General features: G+C 71.3%; 24 protein-coding genes. 10 read left to right on the forward strand and 14 right to left on the reverse strand.

Features of this window, described 5'->3' with window-relative positions:
• Positions 1 to 3: 3 nt before the first annotated feature.
• Positions 4 to 1,308, reverse strand: a complete 1,305-nt coding sequence (locus IEZ27_RS34415; protein ID WP_189651067.1) for a M20/M25/M40 family metallo-hydrolase — start codon at positions 1,306 to 1,308, stop codon at positions 4 to 6.
• Positions 1,305 to 2,285: an Lrp/AsnC family transcriptional regulator gene (locus IEZ27_RS34420; protein WP_189651068.1), complete on the reverse strand. Its 981-nt coding sequence runs from the start codon at positions 2,283 to 2,285 to the stop codon at positions 1,305 to 1,307. The genes IEZ27_RS34415 and IEZ27_RS34420 overlap by 4 nt, the downstream gene beginning before the upstream one ends.
• 114 nt (positions 2,286 to 2,399) lie before the next feature.
• Between IEZ27_RS34420 and IEZ27_RS34425 the strand changes: the two genes are divergently transcribed.
• Positions 2,400 to 3,704 (forward strand): MFS transporter, encoded by a 1,305-nt coding sequence (locus tag IEZ27_RS34425; protein ID WP_229824605.1) that lies wholly within the window; start codon positions 2,400 to 2,402, stop codon positions 3,702 to 3,704.
• On the opposite strand, the gene IEZ27_RS34430 is transcribed toward IEZ27_RS34425, so the two are convergent.
• Positions 3,701 to 4,126 (reverse strand): gamma-glutamylcyclotransferase, encoded by a 426-nt coding sequence (locus IEZ27_RS34430; RefSeq protein WP_379478648.1) that lies wholly within the window; start codon positions 4,124 to 4,126, stop codon positions 3,701 to 3,703. The two genes, IEZ27_RS34425 and IEZ27_RS34430, sit on opposite strands and share 4 nt — an antisense overlap.
• Before the next feature lie 245 nt (positions 4,127 to 4,371).
• Between IEZ27_RS34430 and IEZ27_RS34435 the strand changes: the two genes are divergently transcribed.
• The 3 genes from IEZ27_RS34435 to IEZ27_RS34445 all read left to right on the forward strand — a co-directional run bounded on the left by IEZ27_RS34435 (position 4,372) and on the right by IEZ27_RS34445 (position 6,902).
• The gene (locus IEZ27_RS34435) at positions 4,372 to 5,766 is read left to right on the forward strand and encodes an NAD(P)H-quinone dehydrogenase (protein ID WP_125644336.1); all 1,395 of its coding nucleotides are present in this window, start codon (positions 4,372 to 4,374) and stop codon (positions 5,764 to 5,766) included.
• 143 nt (positions 5,767 to 5,909) lie between these two features.
• Positions 5,910 to 6,416 (forward strand): DoxX family protein, encoded by a 507-nt coding sequence (locus IEZ27_RS34440; protein WP_189651070.1) that lies wholly within the window; start codon positions 5,910 to 5,912, stop codon positions 6,414 to 6,416.
• 51 nt (positions 6,417 to 6,467) lie between these two features.
• Positions 6,468 to 6,902 carry a cellulose binding domain-containing protein gene (locus IEZ27_RS34445; protein ID WP_189651071.1) on the forward strand — a complete coding sequence of 145 codons (435 nt, stop codon included), beginning with the start codon at positions 6,468 to 6,470 and terminating at the stop codon, positions 6,900 to 6,902.
• A gap of 64 nt (positions 6,903 to 6,966) precedes the next feature.
• Here the strand turns inward: IEZ27_RS34445 and IEZ27_RS34450 are convergent, their stop codons facing one another.
• Positions 6,967 to 7,512, reverse strand: a complete 546-nt coding sequence (locus IEZ27_RS34450) for a TIGR03086 family metal-binding protein (protein ID WP_189651072.1) — start codon at positions 7,510 to 7,512, stop codon at positions 6,967 to 6,969.
• Here IEZ27_RS34450 and IEZ27_RS34455 point away from each other — a divergent pair.
• The gene (locus IEZ27_RS34455) at positions 7,511 to 8,344 is read left to right on the forward strand and encodes a helix-turn-helix domain-containing protein (protein WP_189651073.1); all 834 of its coding nucleotides are present in this window, start codon (positions 7,511 to 7,513) and stop codon (positions 8,342 to 8,344) included. The genes IEZ27_RS34450 and IEZ27_RS34455 overlap by 2 nt on opposite strands.
• Positions 8,345 to 8,405: 61 nt before the next feature.
• On the opposite strand, the gene IEZ27_RS34460 is transcribed toward IEZ27_RS34455, so the two are convergent.
• Together IEZ27_RS34460 and IEZ27_RS34465 are read right to left on the reverse strand one after the other, a co-directional pair.
• The gene (locus IEZ27_RS34460; protein ID WP_125644330.1) at positions 8,406 to 8,747 is read right to left on the reverse strand and encodes a DUF5713 family protein; all 342 of its coding nucleotides are present in this window, start codon (positions 8,745 to 8,747) and stop codon (positions 8,406 to 8,408) included.
• Positions 8,748 to 8,824: 77 nt separating this feature from the next.
• Positions 8,825 to 9,271: a hypothetical protein gene (locus tag IEZ27_RS34465; RefSeq protein ID WP_189651074.1), complete on the reverse strand. Its 447-nt coding sequence runs from the start codon at positions 9,269 to 9,271 to the stop codon at positions 8,825 to 8,827.
• 70 nt (positions 9,272 to 9,341) lie between these two features.
• Between IEZ27_RS34465 and IEZ27_RS34470 the strand changes: the two genes are divergently transcribed.
• From IEZ27_RS34470 to IEZ27_RS34480, 3 genes are all read left to right on the forward strand, one after another.
• Positions 9,342 to 10,166, forward strand: a complete 825-nt coding sequence (locus IEZ27_RS34470; RefSeq protein WP_229824607.1) for a helix-turn-helix domain-containing protein — start codon at positions 9,342 to 9,344, stop codon at positions 10,164 to 10,166.
• Positions 10,167 to 10,284: 118 nt separating this feature from the next.
• Positions 10,285 to 10,716: a VOC family protein gene (locus tag IEZ27_RS34475; RefSeq protein ID WP_229824608.1), complete on the forward strand. Its 432-nt coding sequence runs from the start codon at positions 10,285 to 10,287 to the stop codon at positions 10,714 to 10,716.
• A 162-nt stretch (positions 10,717 to 10,878) separates the two neighbouring features.
• Positions 10,879 to 11,214, forward strand: coding sequence for a GNAT family N-acetyltransferase (locus IEZ27_RS34480; RefSeq protein ID WP_189651075.1), 336 nt, complete (start codon positions 10,879 to 10,881; stop codon positions 11,212 to 11,214).
• On the opposite strand, the gene IEZ27_RS34485 is transcribed toward IEZ27_RS34480, so the two are convergent.
• Positions 11,148 to 11,525, reverse strand: coding sequence for a hypothetical protein (locus tag IEZ27_RS34485; protein WP_125644324.1), 378 nt, complete (start codon positions 11,523 to 11,525; stop codon positions 11,148 to 11,150). The two genes, IEZ27_RS34480 and IEZ27_RS34485, sit on opposite strands and share 67 nt — an antisense overlap.
• 167 nt (positions 11,526 to 11,692) lie before the next feature.
• Between IEZ27_RS34485 and sigJ the strand changes: the two genes are divergently transcribed.
• Together sigJ and IEZ27_RS34495 are read left to right on the forward strand one after the other, a co-directional pair.
• Positions 11,693 to 12,622, forward strand: a complete 930-nt coding sequence (sigJ, locus tag IEZ27_RS34490) for an RNA polymerase sigma factor SigJ (RefSeq protein WP_189651076.1) — start codon at positions 11,693 to 11,695, stop codon at positions 12,620 to 12,622.
• A gap of 42 nt (positions 12,623 to 12,664) precedes the next feature.
• Positions 12,665 to 13,165, forward strand: a complete 501-nt coding sequence (locus tag IEZ27_RS34495) for a carboxymuconolactone decarboxylase family protein (protein WP_125644320.1) — start codon at positions 12,665 to 12,667, stop codon at positions 13,163 to 13,165.
• Between the two features lie 12 nt (positions 13,166 to 13,177).
• Here the strand turns inward: IEZ27_RS34495 and IEZ27_RS34500 are convergent, their stop codons facing one another.
• From IEZ27_RS34500 to IEZ27_RS34530, 7 genes are all read right to left on the reverse strand, one after another.
• Complete coding sequence (locus tag IEZ27_RS34500; RefSeq protein ID WP_189651077.1) at positions 13,178 to 13,939, reverse strand: PIG-L deacetylase family protein; 762 nt, start codon at positions 13,937 to 13,939, stop codon at positions 13,178 to 13,180.
• Between the two features lie 8 nt (positions 13,940 to 13,947).
• On the reverse strand, positions 13,948 to 15,081 hold the full coding sequence (locus IEZ27_RS34505) for an ROK family transcriptional regulator (RefSeq protein ID WP_189651078.1): 1,134 nt from the start codon (positions 15,079 to 15,081) through the stop codon (positions 13,948 to 13,950).
• A gap of 2 nt (positions 15,082 to 15,083) precedes the next feature.
• A complete protein-coding gene (locus tag IEZ27_RS34510) occupies positions 15,084 to 15,905 on the reverse strand; it encodes a carbohydrate ABC transporter permease (RefSeq protein WP_189651079.1) in 822 nt (273 codons plus the stop codon).
• 1 nt (position 15,906) lies between these two features.
• Positions 15,907 to 16,788 (reverse strand): carbohydrate ABC transporter permease, encoded by an 882-nt coding sequence (locus tag IEZ27_RS34515; protein WP_189651080.1) that lies wholly within the window; start codon positions 16,786 to 16,788, stop codon positions 15,907 to 15,909.
• Between the two features lie 3 nt (positions 16,789 to 16,791).
• The gene (gene ngcE, locus IEZ27_RS34520; RefSeq protein ID WP_189651081.1) at positions 16,792 to 18,219 is read right to left on the reverse strand and encodes an N-acetylglucosamine/diacetylchitobiose ABC transporter substrate-binding protein; all 1,428 of its coding nucleotides are present in this window, start codon (positions 18,217 to 18,219) and stop codon (positions 16,792 to 16,794) included.
• 90 nt (positions 18,220 to 18,309) lie between these two features.
• Positions 18,310 to 19,266: an N-acetylglucosamine kinase gene (locus IEZ27_RS34525; RefSeq protein ID WP_189651082.1), complete on the reverse strand. Its 957-nt coding sequence runs from the start codon at positions 19,264 to 19,266 to the stop codon at positions 18,310 to 18,312.
• Positions 19,260 to 20,510 (reverse strand): 6-phospho-beta-glucosidase, encoded by a 1,251-nt coding sequence (locus IEZ27_RS34530; protein ID WP_189651083.1) that lies wholly within the window; start codon positions 20,508 to 20,510, stop codon positions 19,260 to 19,262. Before IEZ27_RS34530 ends, IEZ27_RS34525 begins: the two co-directional genes overlap by 7 nt.
• Between the last annotated feature and the right edge of the window lie 39 nt (positions 20,511 to 20,549).

Here is a 20,549-nt window from a genome sequence, read left to right on the forward strand (position 1 = left end):
ATCTCAGTAGTTTAGGAGCAGCCTGTCCAGAACCCGCACCCCGAACTGCAGCGCGTCGATCGGCACCCGCTCGTCCACGCCGTGGAACATCGAGGCGAAGTCCATGTCGCCGGGCAGTCGCAGCGGCACGAACCCGAAACCGCGCACTCCCAGGTCGGCGAAGAACGTCTTGTTGTCGGTGCCGCCCGACATGCAGTACGGCACCGCCCGCGCGGTCGGGTCCTCGGCCTTCAGCGCCGCGATCATCGACTCGACCAGCGCGCCGTCGAACGACGTCTCCAGCGCGATGTCATGGTGCACGAACTCGCGGCGCACGTTCGGCCCGATGAGCGAGTCGACGGTCTTGAAGAACTCCTCCTCGAAGCCGGGCAGGAAACGCCCGTCCACGACGGCCGTGGCCTGGCCGGGGATGACGTTCGACTTGTAGCCGGCGTCGAGCTGGGTCGGGTTCGTGGTGTGGCGGAGCGTCGCGCCGACGAAGCGCACCAGCGGGCCGAGCCGGTCCAGCAGCGGGGCGGGGTCGTCCTCGTCGAACGGCAGGCCGAAGGCGTCGGCGACCTCGGTGAGGAACTGGCGTACGGTCGGCGTGTAGGTCAGCGGCCACTCGTGCCCGCCGAGCCGGGCCACCGCCTTGGCGACCTCGGTGACCGCGTTGTCGGAGTTGAGCATCGAGCCGTGCCCGGCGGTGCCGTCGGCGATCAGCTTCATCCAGGCCAGGCCCTTCTGGGCCGTCTCGATCAGGTAGAGCCGCAGCGAGGGGTCGACCTCCAGCGAGTAGCCGCCGACCTCGCTGATGGACTCGGTCACGCCCTCGAACAGCTCGGGGTTGTTGGCCGTGAGGTACTTGGCGCCGTACACGCCGCCCGCCTCCTCGTCGGCGACCCAGGCGAAGACGATGTCGCGGCGCGGCCGGCGTCCCTCGCGCTTCATCTGGCGCAGTACGGCCAGCATCATCGCGTCCATGTCCTTCATGTCCACGGCGCCGCGGCCCCAGATGTAGCCGTCGCGGATCTCACCCGCGAACGGGTCGACCGACCAGTCTGCGGCGTTGGCGGGCACCACGTCGAGGTGGCCGTGGACGAGCAGCGCGGGCAGCGACGGGTCGGTGCCCTCGACGCGGGTGACCACGTTGCCGCGGCCCGGCTCGCTCTCGACGTAGGTCGAGTCGATGCCGACCTCGTCCAGCCTGGCCATGACGACCTCGGCCGCGGCCCGCTCGCCGGGGCCGCTGCCGTCCCCGTAGTTGCTGCTGTCGACGCGGATCAGCTCCACGCACAGGTCGGCGACTTCCTTCTCGGCAGGTGTCATGGCGTCTTCTCCAGGGTGAGCAGTCCGGACTTGTGCAGGTGACCGCGTTTGTAGGCACGGGTGACGAGGGTCAGGTCGCTGTCGGTGATCTCGTCGAGCCGGCCGAGCACGTCGGTCATGAAACGATAGAGGTCGGCCTCGTGGGCCACCGCCACCTGCACGATGAGGGAGTGGGTGCCCGACGTGGCGGCGCAGTAGCGCACATTGGGGTGTTCGGCCAGGCGGCGGCCGGTCTCGCCGAGCCCGTACGGCCGCACCTTCAGCCACAACACGGCCTCGACCTCCAGGCCCAGCAGCGCGGGTTCGACCTCGGCCCGCGGCAGCAGCAGCCGCCGGTCGACGAGCGAGGCCACGCGCCTGCGGGCGGTCGGCACGGAGATGTCGAGCCGTTCGGCGATCGTGGTGAAGGCGGCCCGGCCGTCGGCGGCGAGCAGTTCGGCGATCTCCTGCTCCAGCGGTGACAGGCCGTCCTCGTCGGGCAGGTCGGGGGGCGGCGGCGCCGGGCGCAGGTCGGCGACCTCCCGCTCGGTCAGGAAGGGCGCGTGCCATTCGGCCACGGTCGTGAACGTGTGCAGCACGACCTGCGTCTGCGTCTGCAGCACGCCGTCGATCTCGCTGATGTCGTGGGACAGGATGGTGTGCAGGTCCTGCCGGGACGGCGGCACCAGTTCGCAGGCCAGGTCGGCGGCCCCGGTCAGCGCGTAGACCGACCGCGTGTCGCGCCGGTCGGTGAGCGACCTGGCCACCTGGGCCGCCGTGCCGGGCCGCACCTGGACGTGCAGGTGCGCGGGGCGGCCGTGGCCGGTGCGCAGGTCGTCGTAGATCGCGGTGACCCGTACGACGCCGTCGGCGATGAGCCGCTGGAGCCGGCGGGCGACCGTGCGCTCGTGCTCGCCCACCGCCCGGCCGATCTCGCCCCACGAGGCGCGCGGGCTCACCTGGAGCGCGGCGACGAGCCGCCGGTCGAGAACGTCCACCTGCAACCGCTTCCGTGTCGGGTTTGTAAATAATTGCCCAGACATTTGACTGTTTCGGTCTTCCGAATGCACAGTAAGCCATTACTGCACGTGTCAGCAAAAGGAGCACATGCCGTGTCGACCTCCCCCGTCGCGCAATCGCCGCTCGGCATACCGAAGAGCAGGGTCCGTCAGCTCATGGCGGCCAGCATCGGCAACGTGGTCGAGTGGTACGACTGGTACGCCTACACCTTCCTGGCGACGGTCTTCTCGGCGCAGATCTTCCCCGCGACCTCGGGCAACAGCCTGGTGCCGCTGCTCAGCTCGTTCGCGGTGTTCGCGGTGGGCTTCTTCATGCGTCCTCTGGGCGGGCTGCTGGTGGGCGCGTTCGCCGACCGGTACGGCCGCAAGTCGGCGATGACCTTCACCATCATCCTGATGGGCGCCGGCTCGCTGCTGCTCGGCCTGACCCCCACCTACGAGGCCGTGGGCCTGCTGTCACCGGTCATCCTGACGCTGGCCCGGCTCATCCAGGGCCTGTCCGTGGGCGGTGAGTTCGCCGCCGCCACCACGTTCCTCGTCGAGTCGGCCCCGCCGCGCCGCCGCGGCCTGTTCTCCTCCTTCCAGTACGTCAGCACCACCATCGGCCAGCTCATCGCCTCCGGCCTGGCCGCGCTGCTCACCGTGGCGCTGGTCAAGGAGGACATGAGCTCCTACGGCTGGCGTATCCCGTTCCTCGTGGGCGCGCTGCTCAGCCTGGTCGGCCTGTGGATCCGCAAGGGCGCCGACGAGACCTCGGCGGTCGCGGAGGAGATCCAGCGGGGCGAGGTCAAGCGGCCGGGCATGTTCGAGTTCCTCAAGCTGCACCCGAAGTCGGCGCTGACCATCGTCGGCATCACGATCGCCGGCACGGTCGCGTACTACACCTGGACCAGCTTCCTGCCCACCTACGCCCAGATCACCGTCTCGTTCGACAAGGCCGAGTCGCTCCAGGTCGGCACGATCTCGCTGGTGTTCTTCATGGCGTTGCAGCCGCTGCTCGGCATGTTGTCGGACCGGATCGGGCGCAAGCCGATGCTGATCGCGTTCGGGCTCGGCTTCCTGATCCTGCCGGTGCCGCTGCTCGGCCTGCTCACGAACTCCTTCGCCAGCCTGCTCGTCGTGCAGCTCATCGGCATGGTGTTCCTGGGCTGCTTCACCTCGGTCTCGGCCGCGGTGAACTCCGAGCTGTTCCCGACCCGGGTGCGGGCGGCGGGGGCGGGCTTCCCGTACTCGCTGACCGTGGCGATCTTCGGTGGCACCGCCCCGCTGATCGGCACCGCGCTTCAGGAGGCCGGCAACCCCGGGCTGTTCCCGTGGTACATGTCCGGCCTGGCCCTGATCTCCACGCTCGTGTACGTCTTCGTCCTGCGCGAGACCAAGGACCAGCCGCTCCGCTAGGGCGCGGAAGTGCAGGGGCGCTCCCGCAACTCCTTGACGTAGTCGTCGGGGGCGCCCGCGCGCTCGGCCGCGTCGGCCAGCGTGCACAGGTAGCGGGCCGCGGGCAGGCCGCCCTCGTAGCCGTCGAGCACGTAGAACCAGGCCACGACCTCGCCGTCGAGGGTCTGCACCCGCAGCCGCACCTTGTGGTACGCCCCCCGGACCGCGCCCTCCCACTGGTCGAGCGAGGTCTCCTCCCAGTCGGGCACGTCGTAGAGCACGACGAAGACGTGCTCCTCGGCGTCCTCGACGATGGTGGCGATCGAGCTCTCCCACTTGCTGTCGGTGCGCCCGAACGTCAGCCGCCAGCCCGTCAGCCAGCCGACACCCCAGATCGGGGAGTGCGGGGCACGCATGGCCATCTGCTCCGGGTCCATGTTCATCCCGTACGAGGCATACAGCCGTAGATCATTCGGCTTCCCTGATTGATCCGAAAGCCACGCCACGATCCACCCCTCTCGCCGGGTGCCGCTCGTCATCCAGCTACCGCAGCATCCTGCCACGCTGACCCGCCGTGTCGGTCCAACAGTCCGGGCACGGAAGGCCCATGTGTCCCCCATGTCCGTCCGGATGCCGCCTCCATGGCCCGGTTGCGGGCTCCCCGGGCGCGTACGGGAGAATGGGACACGTGACGAGGATCGTGATCATTGGTGGCGGACCAGGCGGCTACGAAGCAGCGCTGGTGGCCGCGCAGCTAGGCGCGCAAGTCACGATGGTCGAGCAGGACGGCCCCGGTGGCGCCTGCGTGCTCACCGACTGCGTGCCGTCCAAGACGCTGATCGCGACCTCCGTCCGCAAGCAGGCGTTGCTCGACGCGCCGTCGCTGGGCGTGTCGTTCTCGGGCGGGCCCGACGGCGACGCCGGTGTGGTGGGCGTCGACCTGCCGCTGGTCAACAAGCGGGTCAAGGAGCTGGCGCAGGCCCAGTCGGCCGACATCGCGACCCGGGTCGAGGCCGAGGGCGTCGAGATCGTCAAGGCGCGCGGGCGGCTGGTCGATCCGCAGGTCGTACGCGCGGGCGACCGTACGATCAGGGCCGACGTGGTGCTCCTGGCCACGGGCGCGACGCCGCGCGTGTTGCCGGGGGCCGAGCCCGACGGCGAGCGCATCCTCACCTGGCGGCAGCTCTACGACCTGGAGGAGCTGCCCGAGCACCTGATCGTGGTCGGCTCGGGCGTGACCGGCGCGGAGTTCGCCGGCGCCTACCGCTCGCTCGGCGCGGAGGTCACGCTGGTCTCCAGCCGCGACCGGATGATGCCCAACGAGGACGCCGACGGCGCCGAGGTGCTCGAAGAGGTCTACCGGCGGCGCGGCATGAACGTCATGGGCCGCTCGCGCGCCTCCTCCGTCAAGCGCACCGCCGACGGCGTGGTGGTGACCCTGGAGGACGGCCGCACGGCCGAGGGCTCCCACGCGCTGATGACGGTCGGCATGGTGCCCAACACCGGCGGCATCGGCCTGGAGGAGGCCGGCGTCCAGCTCGACAGGAACGGCTTCGTCAAGGTCGACAAGGTCTCCCGCACCTCCGCGCCCGGCGTCTACGCGGCCGGCGACTGCACCGGCGTGCTCATGCTGGCCTCGGTGGCCGCCATGCAGGGCCGCATCGCCGTGTGGCACGCGCTGGGCGAGGCCGTCCAGCCGCTGCGGCTGGCCACGGTGGCCTCCAACATCTTCACCGACCCCGAGATCGCGGCCGTCGGCGTGGCGCAACGCTCGATCGAGGCGGGCGAGATCGACGCGAACGTGGTCAAACTTCCGCTGGCCACCAACGCGCGGGCCAAGATGCAGGGGTTCAACGACGGGTTCGTCAAGCTGTTCTGCCGCCCTCACACCGGCATCGTGCTCGGCGGCGTGATCGTGGCCCCGCGTGCCTCGGAGCTGATCCTCGCGGTGTCGCTGGCGGTGCAGCAGCGGCTCACGGTCGACCAGGTCGCCCACACGTTCGCGGTCTACCCGTCGTTGTCGGGCTCGATCACCGAGGCGGCCCGCCGTCTCATGCAGCCGGAGGCGGCCATCGGCCTCTAGCCTCCTTCCGTCCCACGTACGAAAGCCGTGCGGGTCCTCCTGACCCGCACGGCTTTCGCGTGTCCGCGGCCGGTTGCCGTCAGACTATTGGATAGTAGTGTTATCTAAGTCTGGATAACGCTACTATCCAATGAGGTGCCCGGATGACTGTGATCGTTCTCTTGGTGGCCACGCTGGGCTTCCGGCTGCTGGGCGCGCTCGGCGTACGCCGCTTCGCCACCTGGCGGGTGTCGGCCGCGCACGGGCTGGCGGTCATGCTGGTCATGACCGGCAGCGCGCACTTCGTCCCCGAGGGTGTGACCCTCATGCCCAACCACGGCGACCTGGTGCGTATGGTGCCGCCCTTCGTGCCGTTCCCCGCGGCCGTGGTCTACCTGACGGGCGTGTTCGAGCTGGCCGGCGCGGTGGGGCTGGTGTTGCCCGCGACCCGCGGGGCGGCCGGGCTCTGCCTGGCCCTGCTGTTCGTCTGCCTGCTCCCGGCCAACATCTACGCCGCCCTCTCCGACGTGCCCTTCGCGGGCGGGGAGGCGTCGCCGCTGTGGCAGCGCGTCCCCGAGCAGATCCTCTACATCGCCGTGGCGCTGGCCGCCCGGGGCCGCCGCGCAACTCCCGCGCCGGAGGCCGCCGGGCCGGTCGCCGTCCAGCGGTGATTCGCCGGGCGCCCAAGCTATTGACCGGTTGGTCAGCACCAATGGGGCAACATGGGCGAGGCCCTGACCGGCGACCCCCGCGTCTACGGCCGCGTCTACCTGGGCACCAACGGCCACGGCATCCTGTACGGCGACCGCACCGGCCCCGTCGTCACCCCGACCGTCACCCCCACCACGGGTACGGGCTGCACCGCCGTCCACACCCCCGGCAACGGCTGGCCCGGCGGCTTCCAGGCGGAGGTCACCGTCAGGAACACCGGCGCCGCGCCCACCAGAGCGTGGAAGGTCACCTGGACGTACGGCGGCGACCAGAAGATCACCCAGCTCTGGAACGGCACCCTGACCCAGTCGGGCGCCGGCGTGAGCGTGACCGACGCCGGCCACAACGGCGCACTCCAGCCGAACGCCACCACGTCCGTCGGCCTCACCGGCACCTACTCCGGCGCCAACACCCCACCCGCCACCCTCACCTGCACCGCGTCCTGACCCCGGACCTGGGAGGCGCTGCGCGTACTTGGGAGCTGCCCGCAGCGCCCCCTTCGCCCCGTCGTCAGGGCTTCCAGGCCGGGTCGCGGCCGATCAGGCCGAGCAGCCGGTCGAACGGCGGCGCGTCGTCCGGCACCGCCACCGGCGGCCCGAAGGCGCCGCTCCGCCTGCCCATCTCCACCGACTGCTCGGTGAAGCGCAGTCCCCGCGCGACGGCCTCCGCCTCCGGTTCGTACGCCTGCTCGGTGGCCCTGGCCAGGTCCCAGCCGTGGACGACCATGTCCACCAGCCACAGGTGGGCCACCGTGGTCATCGGCAGGCCGCCCAGCGCGGCGCACGTGCCCTCCCACGCCTCGGGCCGCGACCAGGCGGTCAGCATGCGGTCGGCCCGCTCGGGGAAGTCGCCCGCGTACGGGCCCTGCTCGGTGCGTTCCCCGCCGCGCGCCAGCGACTCGAACATCTCCGCCACCCATTCGAGGTGGCCGATCAACGCCTTGACGTCGAACTCCGCGCACGGCGTCGGGGACCCGAACTGCTCGGGCCGCACCGCGGTCACCAGGCCGGAGGCCCGGTGAGTGGCACGGGTCATCAGCGGCATCATGTCTTCCATGGCAGACATGATGTCCCGCCTGCCCGGGGCGCGGCTTGTAGAAACGCGACAGCGCGGCTGGGTCGACCCGTACGCGGGGCTCGCCGCCTTCGACTACTCGCGGCGGTACCCCTCACCCGAGTTGTCGGCGTACGTGGAGCACTTCTGGGTCGTCACCTGGACCGACCTGGACGAGCCGTACGAGCAGCGCATCGTGTCGCATCCCACCGTGAACATGACGATCGTCCGGGACTTCCACCAGATCGCGGGCGTGATCAGGGGCGGGTTCTCGTACACGATGAGGGGCACCGGCCGCGCGCTCGGCACACGCTTCCGCCCCGGCGGCTTCCGTACGTTCCTCGGCGGCCCGGTCTCCCAGCTCACCGGCCGGTTCGTGCGGATCGGCGAGATGTTCGCGGCCTCCGGCCCGGCCCTGGTCGAGCAGGTGCTGGCCGAGCCCGACGCCGGGGCCGCCGTCGCGCACGTCGAGAGGTTCCTCCTGGAGCTGGGCCCCGAGCCGGACCCGCTGGCGGAGGAGGCCGCGGCGCTGGTGGGGATGGTCGAGGACGACGTTTCCGTGACCAGGGTCGACGAGCTGGCCGACAGAGCGGGCAGGTCGATGCGCTCGCTCCAGCGGTTGTTCCGCGACTACGTCGGCATCGGCCCCAAATGGGTGATCCGCCGCTTCCGGCTGCACGAGGCCGCCGAGCGCGTGCACCAGGGCCTCGACCTGGCCACCCTGGCCGCCGAGCTGGGCTACACCGACCAGGCCCACCTGACCCGCGACTTCACGGCCGCGGTCGGCATGTCACCCGCGGCCTACGCCCGCCTCGGCACCACCACCCGCCCCTGACACGCCCGCACCCCTGTCGCGCCTGCCCGTGACACGCCCGCGCACGCGCGCCCGGCCTGGGTCACCACTCTCGGGGGGCGATCAGTTCCTCGATGTCGGCCTCGGGGAAGCCGTAGGCCGACGCCACGAACCAGAACTCCTCGGCGATCGCTTCGCGCGCGACGGTCTCGATCTCGCTGCCGGCCTCGTGGAACTCCTCGTCGAGCGCGTTGAACTCCTCCGTCGCCGCGTGGGTCAGCGTGTAGAGGGCCGCCAGATCGGCCGGCCGCTCGGCCTCTACACGCGCGCACAGGCGCAGCAGGACGGCTCTGCCCTTGTCGACGACGTGATCGGGGTAGTAGCCGTCGTCGTACATGGCCTTGAGAAAGGCGCGGCCGAGCACCTGCGGATCCGTGGGGGACATCCCCGATCTCCTCTTCCGTGCGATCGCGTGCGGACGGCTCGATCATGCCCGGCACCACCGACAGAATCCCGCCGGGGTCAGCGCATCAGCTCGTACGCCGCGTACGCCGCGACCCCGTACGCGAGGTGTGGGACGACGTCGGAGACCCACGCGCTCGCCGGCCACGTACGCGGGTCGGTGGCGCCGAGCAGCGTCAGCGGCACGTTCGAGCCCGACATGGCCAGAACGGTGAGCGCCAGCACCCCGACCGGCCACGACCTGCGCCGCCCCGACAGGACCCCGTACGCGACGGCCGCGCCGATCCCGGTGGCGTACCCCATGAGCGAGCCCAGTGCCTCGGTGCGGTTGGCGGCCCGGTCGCCGTCGCCGAGGTCGGTGTGGGTCAGGTCGGACAGTTTCTCCACGGCCTGCCGCGGCGTGCTGCTCGCGCCCCGCGCGCGGACGAGCATGTCCAGGTAGGAGGCGGTGTTGAGCGCGGTCGTGCCGGCCGCTCCCGCGATCAGTCCCTTGACGAGTGTGTGCATGCCCCGGCCGCTACCCGGCGCGGACCGCCCTTCACGCGGGGGACCTGCTCGGCGGCCGTACGCTGGCAGGGTGAGCGTCGACGGGATGTCCGCCGCGCTGGCGCCGTACGTGACGACGCTGGCCGCCTACGACCTCGGGCCCGCCACGGCCGGCCCGCATCGCGGGTTGCCCTCCTCCACGCTGTCGATCACGATCCCCGAGGACGACTTCGTCGACATCGCCTGGGCCGGCCGGCCCGGCTCGGGCCGGCGGCTGCGGGCCGCGGTCGCCGGGCTGCACCTGAACGCGGCCGAGCTGAGTCAGCGGGGCTGCACGCGCGGGGTGTGGCTGACGCTCAGCCCGCCCGGCGCCGCCGCGCTGCTCGGGGTGCCCGCGTCGGAGCTGGCCGGGGAGGTGGCCGATCTCGCCGACCTCGCCGACGTCGTCCCGGCGCTGGCCGGGCTGCCGGAACGCCTGGCCGCCTGCCGGTCCTGGGCCCAGCGCCGCGCCGTCGTCGAACGCGGCCTGCTCGCCGGGCTGGCCCGGCACGGCGACCGCGCGGCCCGCCGTACGTCCCGGGGCACGCTCGCGGCCCTGTCCAGGACGGCCCGGGTGGAGGAGGCGGCCCGGCTCCTCGGCTGCTCCCGGCGGCATCTGAGCAACACGGTCCGCGGCGAGTACGGGGTGACGCCCAAGGAATACCAGCGGCTCGTCCGCTTCGAGGCCGCCCGCGGCAGGCTCGTGGCCGCCGCGCGCGGGGGAGTGGCGGGCCTGGCGGAGGTGGCCGCCGCGTCGGGGTTCGCCGACCAGGCGCACCTCACGCGCGAGTGGCGGGCCATGGCCGGATGCACGCCCACCGAATGGCTGCGCACCGAAGGGCCGTCCGCCCGGCGGGCGCCGGACGGACGTGCCTGACGGGGGCGTTCCCCAAGGCGGCTCGTTCCTGGTGCGGGCTGGTTCCCGATGCGGAGGCGTTCCTGGTGCGGAGGCGTTCCTGATGCGGGTCCGATTCCGGAGCGGGGGTCGTTCCCGAATGTTCAAGACCTCGCTGCTGCCGGGCGCCCACGATGGCGGCATGGACATGCACATCGCTCCACGTCTCATCGTGCCCGACCCCGACCGCGCGTCCGCGTTCTACCAGGACGCCCTGGGCGCCGACCGGGTGTTCCGCGCCGAGCCGGACGGCGACGGGCGGCCCGCCGTCATCGAGCACCGGCTCGGCGGCACGTCGTTCCGGGTCTCACCGGCCGTCTCCTCCTGGGGCTGGCTCTCGCCGGACGACCTCGGCGGCTCCGCCGTTCTCCTGGAGATCGAGACCGCCGACCCCGACGCGGTCGGCGCACGCATGGCCGCCCAGGGGGCCGAGGTGGTCGTGCCGATCGAGAACCGGCCGTACGGCAAACGTTCGGGCCGCCTGCGCGACCCGTTCGGCCACTTGTGGATCCTCACCGGCCCCCTCCACTGAGCGCCGCCCAGCTATGGGGGCTTTTTTCCTGATTTTTCGGGCTGGCATGCTGCTCGGCATGGAGGACATGGATCACAGCCGCGTACACGTCCGGCCGGTCCGCGAGGAGGACCGGCCGGGGGTGCTGGCGCTCGCGCCGCGCCTGGCCGAAGGGGTGGCGGAGTGGCGGGACGCCGAGGAGCGGTCTTCGTCGCCGTACGGGGCCCGCGGATCGTCGGGGTCGTCTCGGTCGACCGGCAGCGGCACTTCACCGGCGACGAGGACGCCTACGTCGGCGAACTGGCCGTCGATCCCCGCGAGGTACGCGGAGGAGTGGGCCGCCGGCTGATGGCGGCGGCCGAGGACTGGGCCCGGGGCCAGGGGCTGCGCCACGTGACCCTGGAGACGGGCGCCGCCAACACGACCGCGCGCCGCTTCTACGCCGCCCTCGGTTACACGGAGGAGGGGGTACGGCTGACGCGCTCGCTGGACCGCGGCGTCCAGACCCGGCTGAGCTGAAGCACGCTCCCGGTGAACAGCAGCACGCCCAGCGGCACGTGCAGGGTGGTCACGTGCGCGATGCCGAGCGCCACCTGCGCGCTGACGAGCACCAGGAACCCGGCCGCGTGCATGATCGGCTTGGGCGAGCCGCCGCCCGGCCGCCACGCCACGACGGACGCGACCAGTTGCAGCACCGCCACCGCGAACACCGTGTACGCCGCGGCACTGTGCAACGGCTGCCTGCTGGGCACCGACAGCAGCAGGCCGGCGGTGACCGGCGCGGCGAAGAGGGCGATGGTCTGCAGAATGAGCGTGATACGCAGGAACATGGGGAACTCCTCGACCGCCGGTGCCGGCGGTCCGCCGTCTGGGTGTTGTCCTCTATGTCCGACGACGTGACCACCCGGAATGTGAGGTGGTGCGGTGACCTCACAGTCCAGGACGCTGTCTCGTCGGACATATAACCGCAAAAGCTACCAAGGGAGTCGTTCGCGCCATGACCAACCCCTCCGATCCCGGCCTGGACGCGATCATGAGCGAGCGACGGCAGCTCATCAACCTGGCCTACCGGCTGCTGGGCTCGCTGGCCGACGCCGAGGACGTCGTCCAGGAGACCTACACCCGCTGGTACGCCATGTCGCGGGAGCAGCAGGAGGCCATCGAGTCGCCGGGCGCCTGGCTGACCAGGGTCGCCGGGCGTATCTGCCTGGACCAGCTCGGCTCGGCCCGCGCCCGCCGCGAGCGCTACGTCGGCGAATGGATCCCCGAACCGCTCCCCGACCGCGCGGAATGGCCCGGCGACGACCCGGCCGACCGGGTCACCCTGGACGAGTCGGTCAACATGGCCTTCCTCGTCGTCCTGGAGTCGATGACCCCGGCCGAACGGGTCGCGTTCATCCTGCACGACGTCTTCCGCTACCCCTTCGCCGAGGTGGCCGAGATCGTCGGCCGCAGCCCGGCCGCCTGCCGGAAGCTGGCCTCCTCGGCCCGCCACCGCATCGACGCCGGGCGCGTACCGGTGGCCCCCGTGGCCCGGCAGGCGGGCATCGTACGGGAGTTCAAGCAGGCGTGGGAGGCCAAGGACATCGACGCCCTCATCACGCTGCTCGACCCCGACGCCACCGGCGTCGCCGACGGCGGCGGCGTGGTCAGCGCCGTGCTCCGGCCGATCGAGGGCGCCGTCCGGCTCGCGCGCTACGCCTTGGGCATCGCCGACCGGGCGCCGGACATGACGCTGCTGGAACGCACCGTCAACGGCCGGCCCGGCTTGGTGGCCCAGCAGGACGGCGTCACCGTGATGGTGGTCGCGTTCGACGTGGTGGGCGACCGGATCAGTCACATCTGGGCGGTCCGCAACCCCGACAAGCTCCGCCCCTGGACCACGACTCACCTCACAAATCCGGACGCCGCGTCGTCGGACGGCTGAGGCACCGAGCCCAGAGGAAGTTCGAGAAGGGAAGCCCCCATCATGTCCACGACGTCCGAGCGGGAAGATCTCCAGTCGCGTCTGCCCGACCCCAGCCGGTTCTTCCCCGAGCTGGGCGACATCGCCACGGCCCTGACCAAGGCCACGTACAACGGCTCGATCCCGCGGTCCACCGTCGGCCTGGTGCAACTGCGCGCCGGGCAGATCGTCGGCAGCACGTACCACACGGTCCGGCAGGCCCAGCTCCTGCGCGGGGCCGGGGAGCCGGACGAGCGCGTCGCCGCCGTGGCGTCCTGGCGGGACGCCCCCTACTTCACCGGCCCCGAACGGGTGGCGCTGGAGCTGGTGGAGGCCGTCCTCACCGCGAACCCGTACGGGGAACGGGTCCCCGACGAGCTGTACGCCAGGGCGGCGGCCCACTACGACGACAAGGCGCTGTGGACGCTCATCCTGGCGATCAGCCAGATCTGCTTCTTCATCCCCGTGGCCGTGATCGCCAAGCCGATCCCCGGCAAGGCCCCCGGCAAGAACTACACCGGCTAGCGCCGGACCCCGTCACGCGGCCGGTTCGCGGGTGCCGGCGAGCAGGCGCCGGACCTCCTCCACGTCGGCCTTCCTGCCGTAGCCGGCGAGCTGGAAGGTCTCCTCCTCCGCGAACTCCGCCCAGTGTTCGAGCACGAAGGCTCGTCCCGCCGCCACGTCGCCGGCCGGGGGCGCCTGGTCCAGGAAGCCCCGCTGCCACGGCGCGAACTCCAGGAACTGGGAGGCGTGGGCCAGGCACGCGTCCAGCTTGGCGGTCAGGACCGGCGACACGTCCACCACCACGTCCGCCCGGTGCACGGGGGCGGAGGCGTAGTCGGTCATGAGCAGGCACAGCGGCATACGCTCCAGGGCCGGCTTGCCCACCTCAAGATTGCGCGTCATCGCGAACTCGACCGCGTGCGCGGCCAACTGCCCGGCGGCGCGGTTGTCGGGGTGGCCGCCTCCGTCGGCGTGCAGGGCGATCACCAGGTCAGGACGCCAGGCACGGATCTGCGCCAGCACCCGCAACCGCAGCTCGACAGTGGGTTCCAGCATGCCGTCGTGCACGTCGAAGATCTCGTAGTCGATCACGCCGAGCGCGTCGGCCGCCCGTACCGCCTCCTGGGCGCGGCGGCGGGCCAGCGGGCCGCGCTCCAGCTCGTGGTGCCCGGCGTCGCCGTTGGTGAGCGTCAGGAACTTCACCGCGTGCCCGGCCCGCGCGAGCAGCGCGGCCGTGCCGCCCGCGTAGATCTCGGGTTCGTCGGGGTGGGCGGCGATCACAAGGGTTCTCAACATGTGCGTCCTTAGGGGTTGGATTCGGTACGGCCGGCCGTACCGGCTTGGAAGACCCGCTTGCGGGTCAGGTCCAGGGCGTAGCCGAGGGCGCCGTCGAGCACGGCGTTGCCGCACGCGGCGCTGAGGGCGACGGTCACCGGCACCAGCGGCGTCGAGGCCAGGCGGTCGGCGACCCGCGCCCTGAGCGGCTCGCCCCCCGCCGCGCACAGCGGGCCGGCGAGCACCACCAGGCCCGGGTCGAGCACGCCGATCGCGGCCGTCACGCCGAGCGCCACCCGCGCGGCGGCGTCGTCGAGGAAGCCGGGATGGGCGTCGGCCAGCGTCCGGCTCACGGAGGCCAGCGCGGGTTCGGTCGCCAGGCCGTGCGCCCGCGCGAGCGCGGCCAGCGGCTCGGCGCCGAGCAGCGCGCCGAGCGGCCCGCCGTCCTGGTCGTAGATCCGGCCGGTGGTGACGGGGTCGGGCACGATGACCGAGCCGACCTCGCCGCCGCGCCCGGTGACGCCGCGCCAGAGCGCGCCGTTCAGCACGACTCCCGCGCCGACCCCGCCGCCCACCCAGAGCAGCACGAAACTGCTGTCCTCGTGCTCCTGAAGCTCGCGGATGGCGACCAGGTTGACGTCGTTCTCCAGACGTACGTTGTCCGGCAGGTCGTCCAGGCCGGACCAGCCCGAGAGCTGCACGGCCTGCCGCAGCCGCCGTCCGTCGGCCTCCACCACGCCGGGCACGCCCACCACGACCTGGTCGAGCTCGTCCAGGTCGAAGCCGGCCGCGGCGACCGTCTCGGCCAGCAGCGGGCGGACGTCGCCGGTCGCCTCCGTACGGTGGTTGCCGAGCACCCGGCCGGCCAGGTCGGCGACCGACACCTCGATCGAGCTCGTGGTGAGATCGACCCCCGCCACGCGGGCGGCCGAGCCGTCGAGCCGCCACATCTGCGCGGCCGGTCCGGCGTTGCCCGGTTTGAGGCCGGCCTTCATGGCCAGCCCGCTGCCCTCCAGCCTGCGCAGCACCTCGGCCGCCGACGCCTTGGACAGACCGGTGTGCAGTTCCAACTCGGCGCGGGTGAGGCCGCCGTGCTCCAGGAGCAGGGTCAGCGCGGCGCGCTCGTTGAGCGTACGGAAGACGGTGGGGTTTCCCGAAGACATGCCTACTTCAGCGCTCCTGATGTCAGCCCGGACTGGATATGTCGCTGGAAGACGATATAGATCAGCACGACGGGAAGCACGGTCATGCTGAGGGCCGCGAACAGTCCGGGCCAGTCGGCCTCGTACCCGGCGATGGTCGAGATGTCGGCCACGCCCTGGGTGATCACCCAAAGGTTCTTGTCGCCGGGCAGCAGGACCAGCGGGATGAGGTACTGGTTCCACTGGCCGAGCACGTTGAAGATGGTCAGGCTGACCAGCGCGGGCTTCGCCATGGGCAACATGACCTGGAAGAACGTACGGGTGTGCGAGGCCCCGTCGATCATCGCGGCCTCCGCCACCGCGTCCGGCAGCGCCCTGAAGAAGGACGTCAGGAAGAACACCGTGAACGGCAGCGAGTAGGCGATGTAGACCAGCACCAGGCCGACATGGCTGTTGAGCAGCCCGAACCCGTCCACCACGAAGAACAGCGGGACGAGCGCGAGGAAGACCGGGAAGGCCATGCCGGAGACGAACAGGAAGTAGACCAGCCGGTTGCCGGGGAAGCGGTAGCGGGCCAGCACGTAGGCGGCCATCGAGCTGAGCAACATCGTCCCGGCCACGCCGAAGAAGACCACGATGACCGTGTTGAGCAGGTAGCGGCCGATGTTGGCGCGCTCCCAGGCCCGGGCCCAGTTGTCCCAGCGCAGTTCGCCGGGCAGTTGGAGGGCGTCGCCGAAGATCTCCGCGTTGCTCTTGAAGGAGGCCAGCAGGGTCCACAGCAGCGGGGCGATGATGAGCAGCGCCCAGATCCCCAGGACAACCTGGATGCTGATTTTTCGGAACATTTCAGTAGACGACCTTCTGGCGACGGGTCACGCGCATCGTCAGCGCGGCGAAGGTGATGGTCAGGAAGAACAGCGCGACGCCCATGGCCGAGGCGTAGCCGAACCTGGAGTACGAGAAGGCGTTCTTGTAGATCTCCGTGGCCAGTACGGTGGTCGCGCCGTCCGGACCGCCCTGCTCCACCGACAGCACGTTGACCAGCGCGAACCCGTCGAACGCGGCGATGCCCAGATAGACCCACGCCACCTGGACGGTGTCCCAGACCAGGGGCAGGGTGATGGAGAAGAACATCCGCAGCCGACCGGCCCCGTCGAGGGCGGCGGCCTCGAACACGTCCTTCGGGATGGCCGCCATCCCGGCCGAGAACAGCACGACGTAGAAGCCGACCGCCTGCCACACCATCACCGCGATGATCGACCACAGTGCCAGGTTCTGGTCGGTCAGCCAGCCGACCGGCTCGACGCCCAGCTTCCCCAGCGCGCCGTTGAGCACGCCGCTCCCGTCGGGCCGGTACACGGCCTTGAACAGCACGCCGACCACCGCGACCGCCAGCACCTGCGGCAGGAAGAAGATCACCCGGTAGTACCGGGCGCCCGGCGTGCCCGCCGAGTCGCCCAGCAGGTACGCGAAGACCAGCGCGAGGGCGATGGTCACCAACGGCAACGTCACGAGCAGCACCGCGTGGTTGCGGACGGCCTGCCAGAACGTGTCGTTGCCGAACATCCGCTGGAAGTTGTCCAGCCCGACGAAGTTCAGGTTCGCCGACACGCCTCGCCAGTCGGTCAACGCGATCTGGAACGCCTGCACGTACGGGCTGATCACGAAGACCGCGTAGAGGATCACGGGAAGGGCGAGGAAGCCCGCGACGAAGCCGTGGCGTCTCATCGGTCAGACGCTCCTGGTCTGCTTGGCGATGGCCGAGTCGGCCTTGAGCTCGTCGGCCTTCTTCTGCATGTTCGCGCAGAACTGCTCGGGCGTGATGCGTCCGGACATGACCGAGTTGGTCTGGACCTGCCCGTGGTCGAACAGCTCCTTGTACCAGCCCTCGAAGCGGGCGTCGGTGATGATGTTCGTCCCGGCGGCCTCCTGGGCCTTGGCCGCGCTGCGCACCGCCGAGGTCAGGTCAAGGCCATCCACCACGCCGTTCACGACGGTCAGGTTCTTGGTCATCTCGGTGTAGCCGCGCGCGCCCTCCCGCGACAACATCATGCGCAGGTACTCCAGGCCGCCCTGCGGGTTCTTGCCCTTGGCGGCCACGAAGAACGCCTCGCTCACCCCGATCATGATCGCCTCGTACGGCATCGCGTCGACGGCGGTGATGCTGGGCACAGGGGCGATCGCGTACTCGAAGGAGTCCGGCCGGTCCTTGGCCATCTCGTTCTCCAGCCACGAGCCGCAGGGGTAGAACAGCACCTTGTCCTGAAGGTGCTTGACCTGCGTCTGGGTGTGGTCGAGCCCGAAGTACGCCTTGTCGCCGAAGTCGCGCTGCACCTGCGCCCACGCCGCGACGGCCTGCCGTACGGGCTCGGCCTTCCAGGCGCCGTCGGCGAGGTTGTCGATGTCGACGATCACCTTGTTGCCGCCGATCTTGGCGGCGCTGTAGACCAGGTTCCAGAGCTGGTAGAAGGGGCCGACCTGGCCCGGGTAGGCGAACAGGGCGATGCCCGCCTTCTTCGCCTCCTCGCCGAGGGCGTTGAACTCCGCCCACGTCTTCGGCACCTGCCAGCCGCGCTTCGCGAACAGCTTGGCGTTGTACCACAGGGCCCGGTGGGCGACCGTGTACTGCAGCACCCGGGGCACACCGTCGATCAGCGAGTTCTCGTAGACGCCGCCGACCAGCGTGTCGCGTACCTTCTTGGCCGGGTCGACCAGGGAGGGGGCGTCGAACAGCGGCGTCAGGTCGGCCAGGTGCCCTTCGGCGACCAGCGACTGCAGGTCGAGGGCGTCGGGGCCGGAGTTGTTGACCACGTCGGGCGCGTCGCCGCTGATGAAGCGGGGGCGGAGCTGCGTGCCGACCTTCTGGGTCGGCACGTGCTTGATCTTGGCGGTCTTGTACGCCTTGCTGTAGAGGGCCTCGTGCAGGTCGGTCGCGTAGCCGTCGCCGTTGCCGCCGCTGAAGATCACGACTTCCAGCTGCCTGGCGGCGTCCACGCCGAGGGGGTTGGCGGCCGAGGTGGGAGCGGCCGAGGTGGAGGCGACCGGACCGGCGGAGCGGCCCGTGGCGCAAGCGGCGAGCAACCCGGCGCCCGGCCCCGCCGCGAGGGCGGTGAATCCGATACGTCGAAGAACCTCACGTCGGCTGGGGGTGGTGGACATGGGTGGCCTCCTTGACCGCCAACCGTCCGGATACTTTCCAGACGGTTGGCGGCTGACTCTAGACTTACCGCCCCACGTGCGTCAATACCTCTAGAACTGAGTTCGGAGGCGAGCCTTGGCCTCCTCGGAGGCCCCGATACGGTCCAGCCCGTTCAGCGCGGCCCCCACGATCGGCGGCTGGTCGGGGATGACCTGCTTGGCCAGCGGAGCCCGTACGGCGAACCGCTCCTCCAGCAGCGCGACCAGCAGCGGGATGCGGGCGTGCAGCACGCCCCCGCCCAGCACGACCTCCGTCGGCGTGTCCAGCAGGTCGAGCCGGCGCAGGCACACCTCGGCCATCACCACGATCTCGTCGGCCAGCCGGGTGACCAGCTCCAACGCGATCGCGTCAGCCGACGCGGCGGCCTCGAACACCCCGGGTGCGAGCGCGGTCAGGTGATGCCGCTCGATCTGCCCGAAATGCACCCCGAGCACCACCTCCTCGACCGTCCGCGTGCCGAAGTGCGCCTTGACCAGGTCGGCGAGCGCGGTCGGCGCGCCCCGGCCGTCCTCGGCGCGGATGGCGTGCCACAACGCCTCCTCGGCCAGGCCGCCGCCCCCGCCCCAGTCGCCGCTGATCTTCCCGAGCGCGGGGAAACGGGCGACCTGGCCCGTGGGCGAGACGCCGACCGCGTTGATGCCCGCGCCGCACACCACCGCGACCCCGCTGGGCCCGGACGCGCCCGAACGCAGCAGCGCGAAGCTGTCGTTGCCCACGACGACCTCGGCCGCCATGCCGCGCGCGCGGAACTCGGCCGCGAGGGCCTCCTCCTCCACCGGCAGGTCGGCCCCGGCCAGGTAGGCGTAGAGCTGGTCGGCGTACGGGGGAGCGGCCCCCGGGCCGAGCGCCCGCCGGACGGCCTCCTCCACGACGTCCACGGCCGCCGGCACGCCGACGGTCTGCGGCTCGAACGGGCCGCCGTCGCCCTGGGCGAGGACCGTGCCGTCGCCAGAGAGAACGACGACGTGCGTCTTGCTGTTGCCCGCGTCCACCGCGATGATCACCATGGCAGGTACCGCTCGTTCGCCTCCAGCAGCAGGTCGGTCAGCTCGCCCGCGATGGCCTCCTGGCCGATCAGCGGGTGGGCCAGCAGCGCGTTGCGCACCCGGTCCGCGCCGCCGTTCAGCGCCGCGTCGAGCGCCAGCTCCTCGTACGCGGAGACGTTCGCGATCAGGCCCGCGTACAGCGGCTCGACCGGCTCGACCGGCAGCGGCGCCGCCCCGGACGCCGAGACCCTGGCCGGAACCTCGATCACCGCCTCGTCACGCAGGAACGGCAGCGTGCCGTTGTTGCGGGTGTTGACCACCTGGACGTCGCCACGGTCGCCGAGCAGCGAGGCGATCAGCGCGACGGCCGCCTCCGAGTAGTAGGCGCCGCCCCGCTTCTCCAGCAGGTCAGGCTTGGTGTCCACGGCCGGGTCCGCGTACAGCTCCAGGAGCTGCGTCTCCATCGCCGCGACCTCGGCCGCGCGCGACGGCTTGGCACGCTGCTCGGTCACCACCAGGTCGTGGGCGTAGAAGTAGCGCAGGTAGTAGGACGGGACCACCTGGAGCCGGCGCAGCAGCTCCACGGGCAGGCCGAGGTCGTCGGCCAGCTCCGGCCCGTGCTCGGCGATCAGCTTCGGCAGCACGTCGACGCCGTCGACCAGGACCGACCGCTCCCACGTCAGGTGGTTGAGCCCGACATGCCCGAGCTCGACCCGCTCCGGCGCCACGCCCAGGTGCCGGGCGAAGCGGCGCTGGAACCCGATGGCCACGTTGCACAGGCCGATCGCGCGGTGCCCGGCGTCCAGCAGCGCCCGGGTGACGATGCCGACCGGGTTGGTGAAGTCCACGATCCAGGCGTCGGGCGCGTGGGCGCGTACCTGCTCGGCCAGGTCGAGCACGACCGGGACCGTACGCAGGGCCTTGGCCAGCCCGCCCGCCCCCGTCGTCTCCTGTCCGACGCAGCCGCACTGCAGCGGCAGCGTCTCGTCCACGTTCCGCGCGGCCTGGCCGCCCACCCTGAGCTGGAAGAGCACGGCGTCCGCGCCCGCCACCCCCTCGGCCACATCGGCGGTGGCGACCACCCGTGCCGGGTGCCCGGCCCTGCGCAACATCCTGCGGGACACGCCTGCCACCAGGTCCAGCCGCGAGGCGTCCGGGTCGATCAGGGTGATCTCGGTGAGCGGCAGCTCGTCGCGCAGCCTGGCGAAGCCGTCGATGAGCTCGGGGGTGTAGGTCGAACCGCCCCCGATCACGGCGAGTTTCATGTGAACTCCTAGAATTAGGAAACTTTCCTAACCGACGAA

The organism is Nonomuraea spiralis (genome assembly GCF_014648435.1).
Lineage (GTDB): Bacteria > Actinomycetota > Actinomycetes > Streptosporangiales > Streptosporangiaceae > Nonomuraea > Nonomuraea spiralis.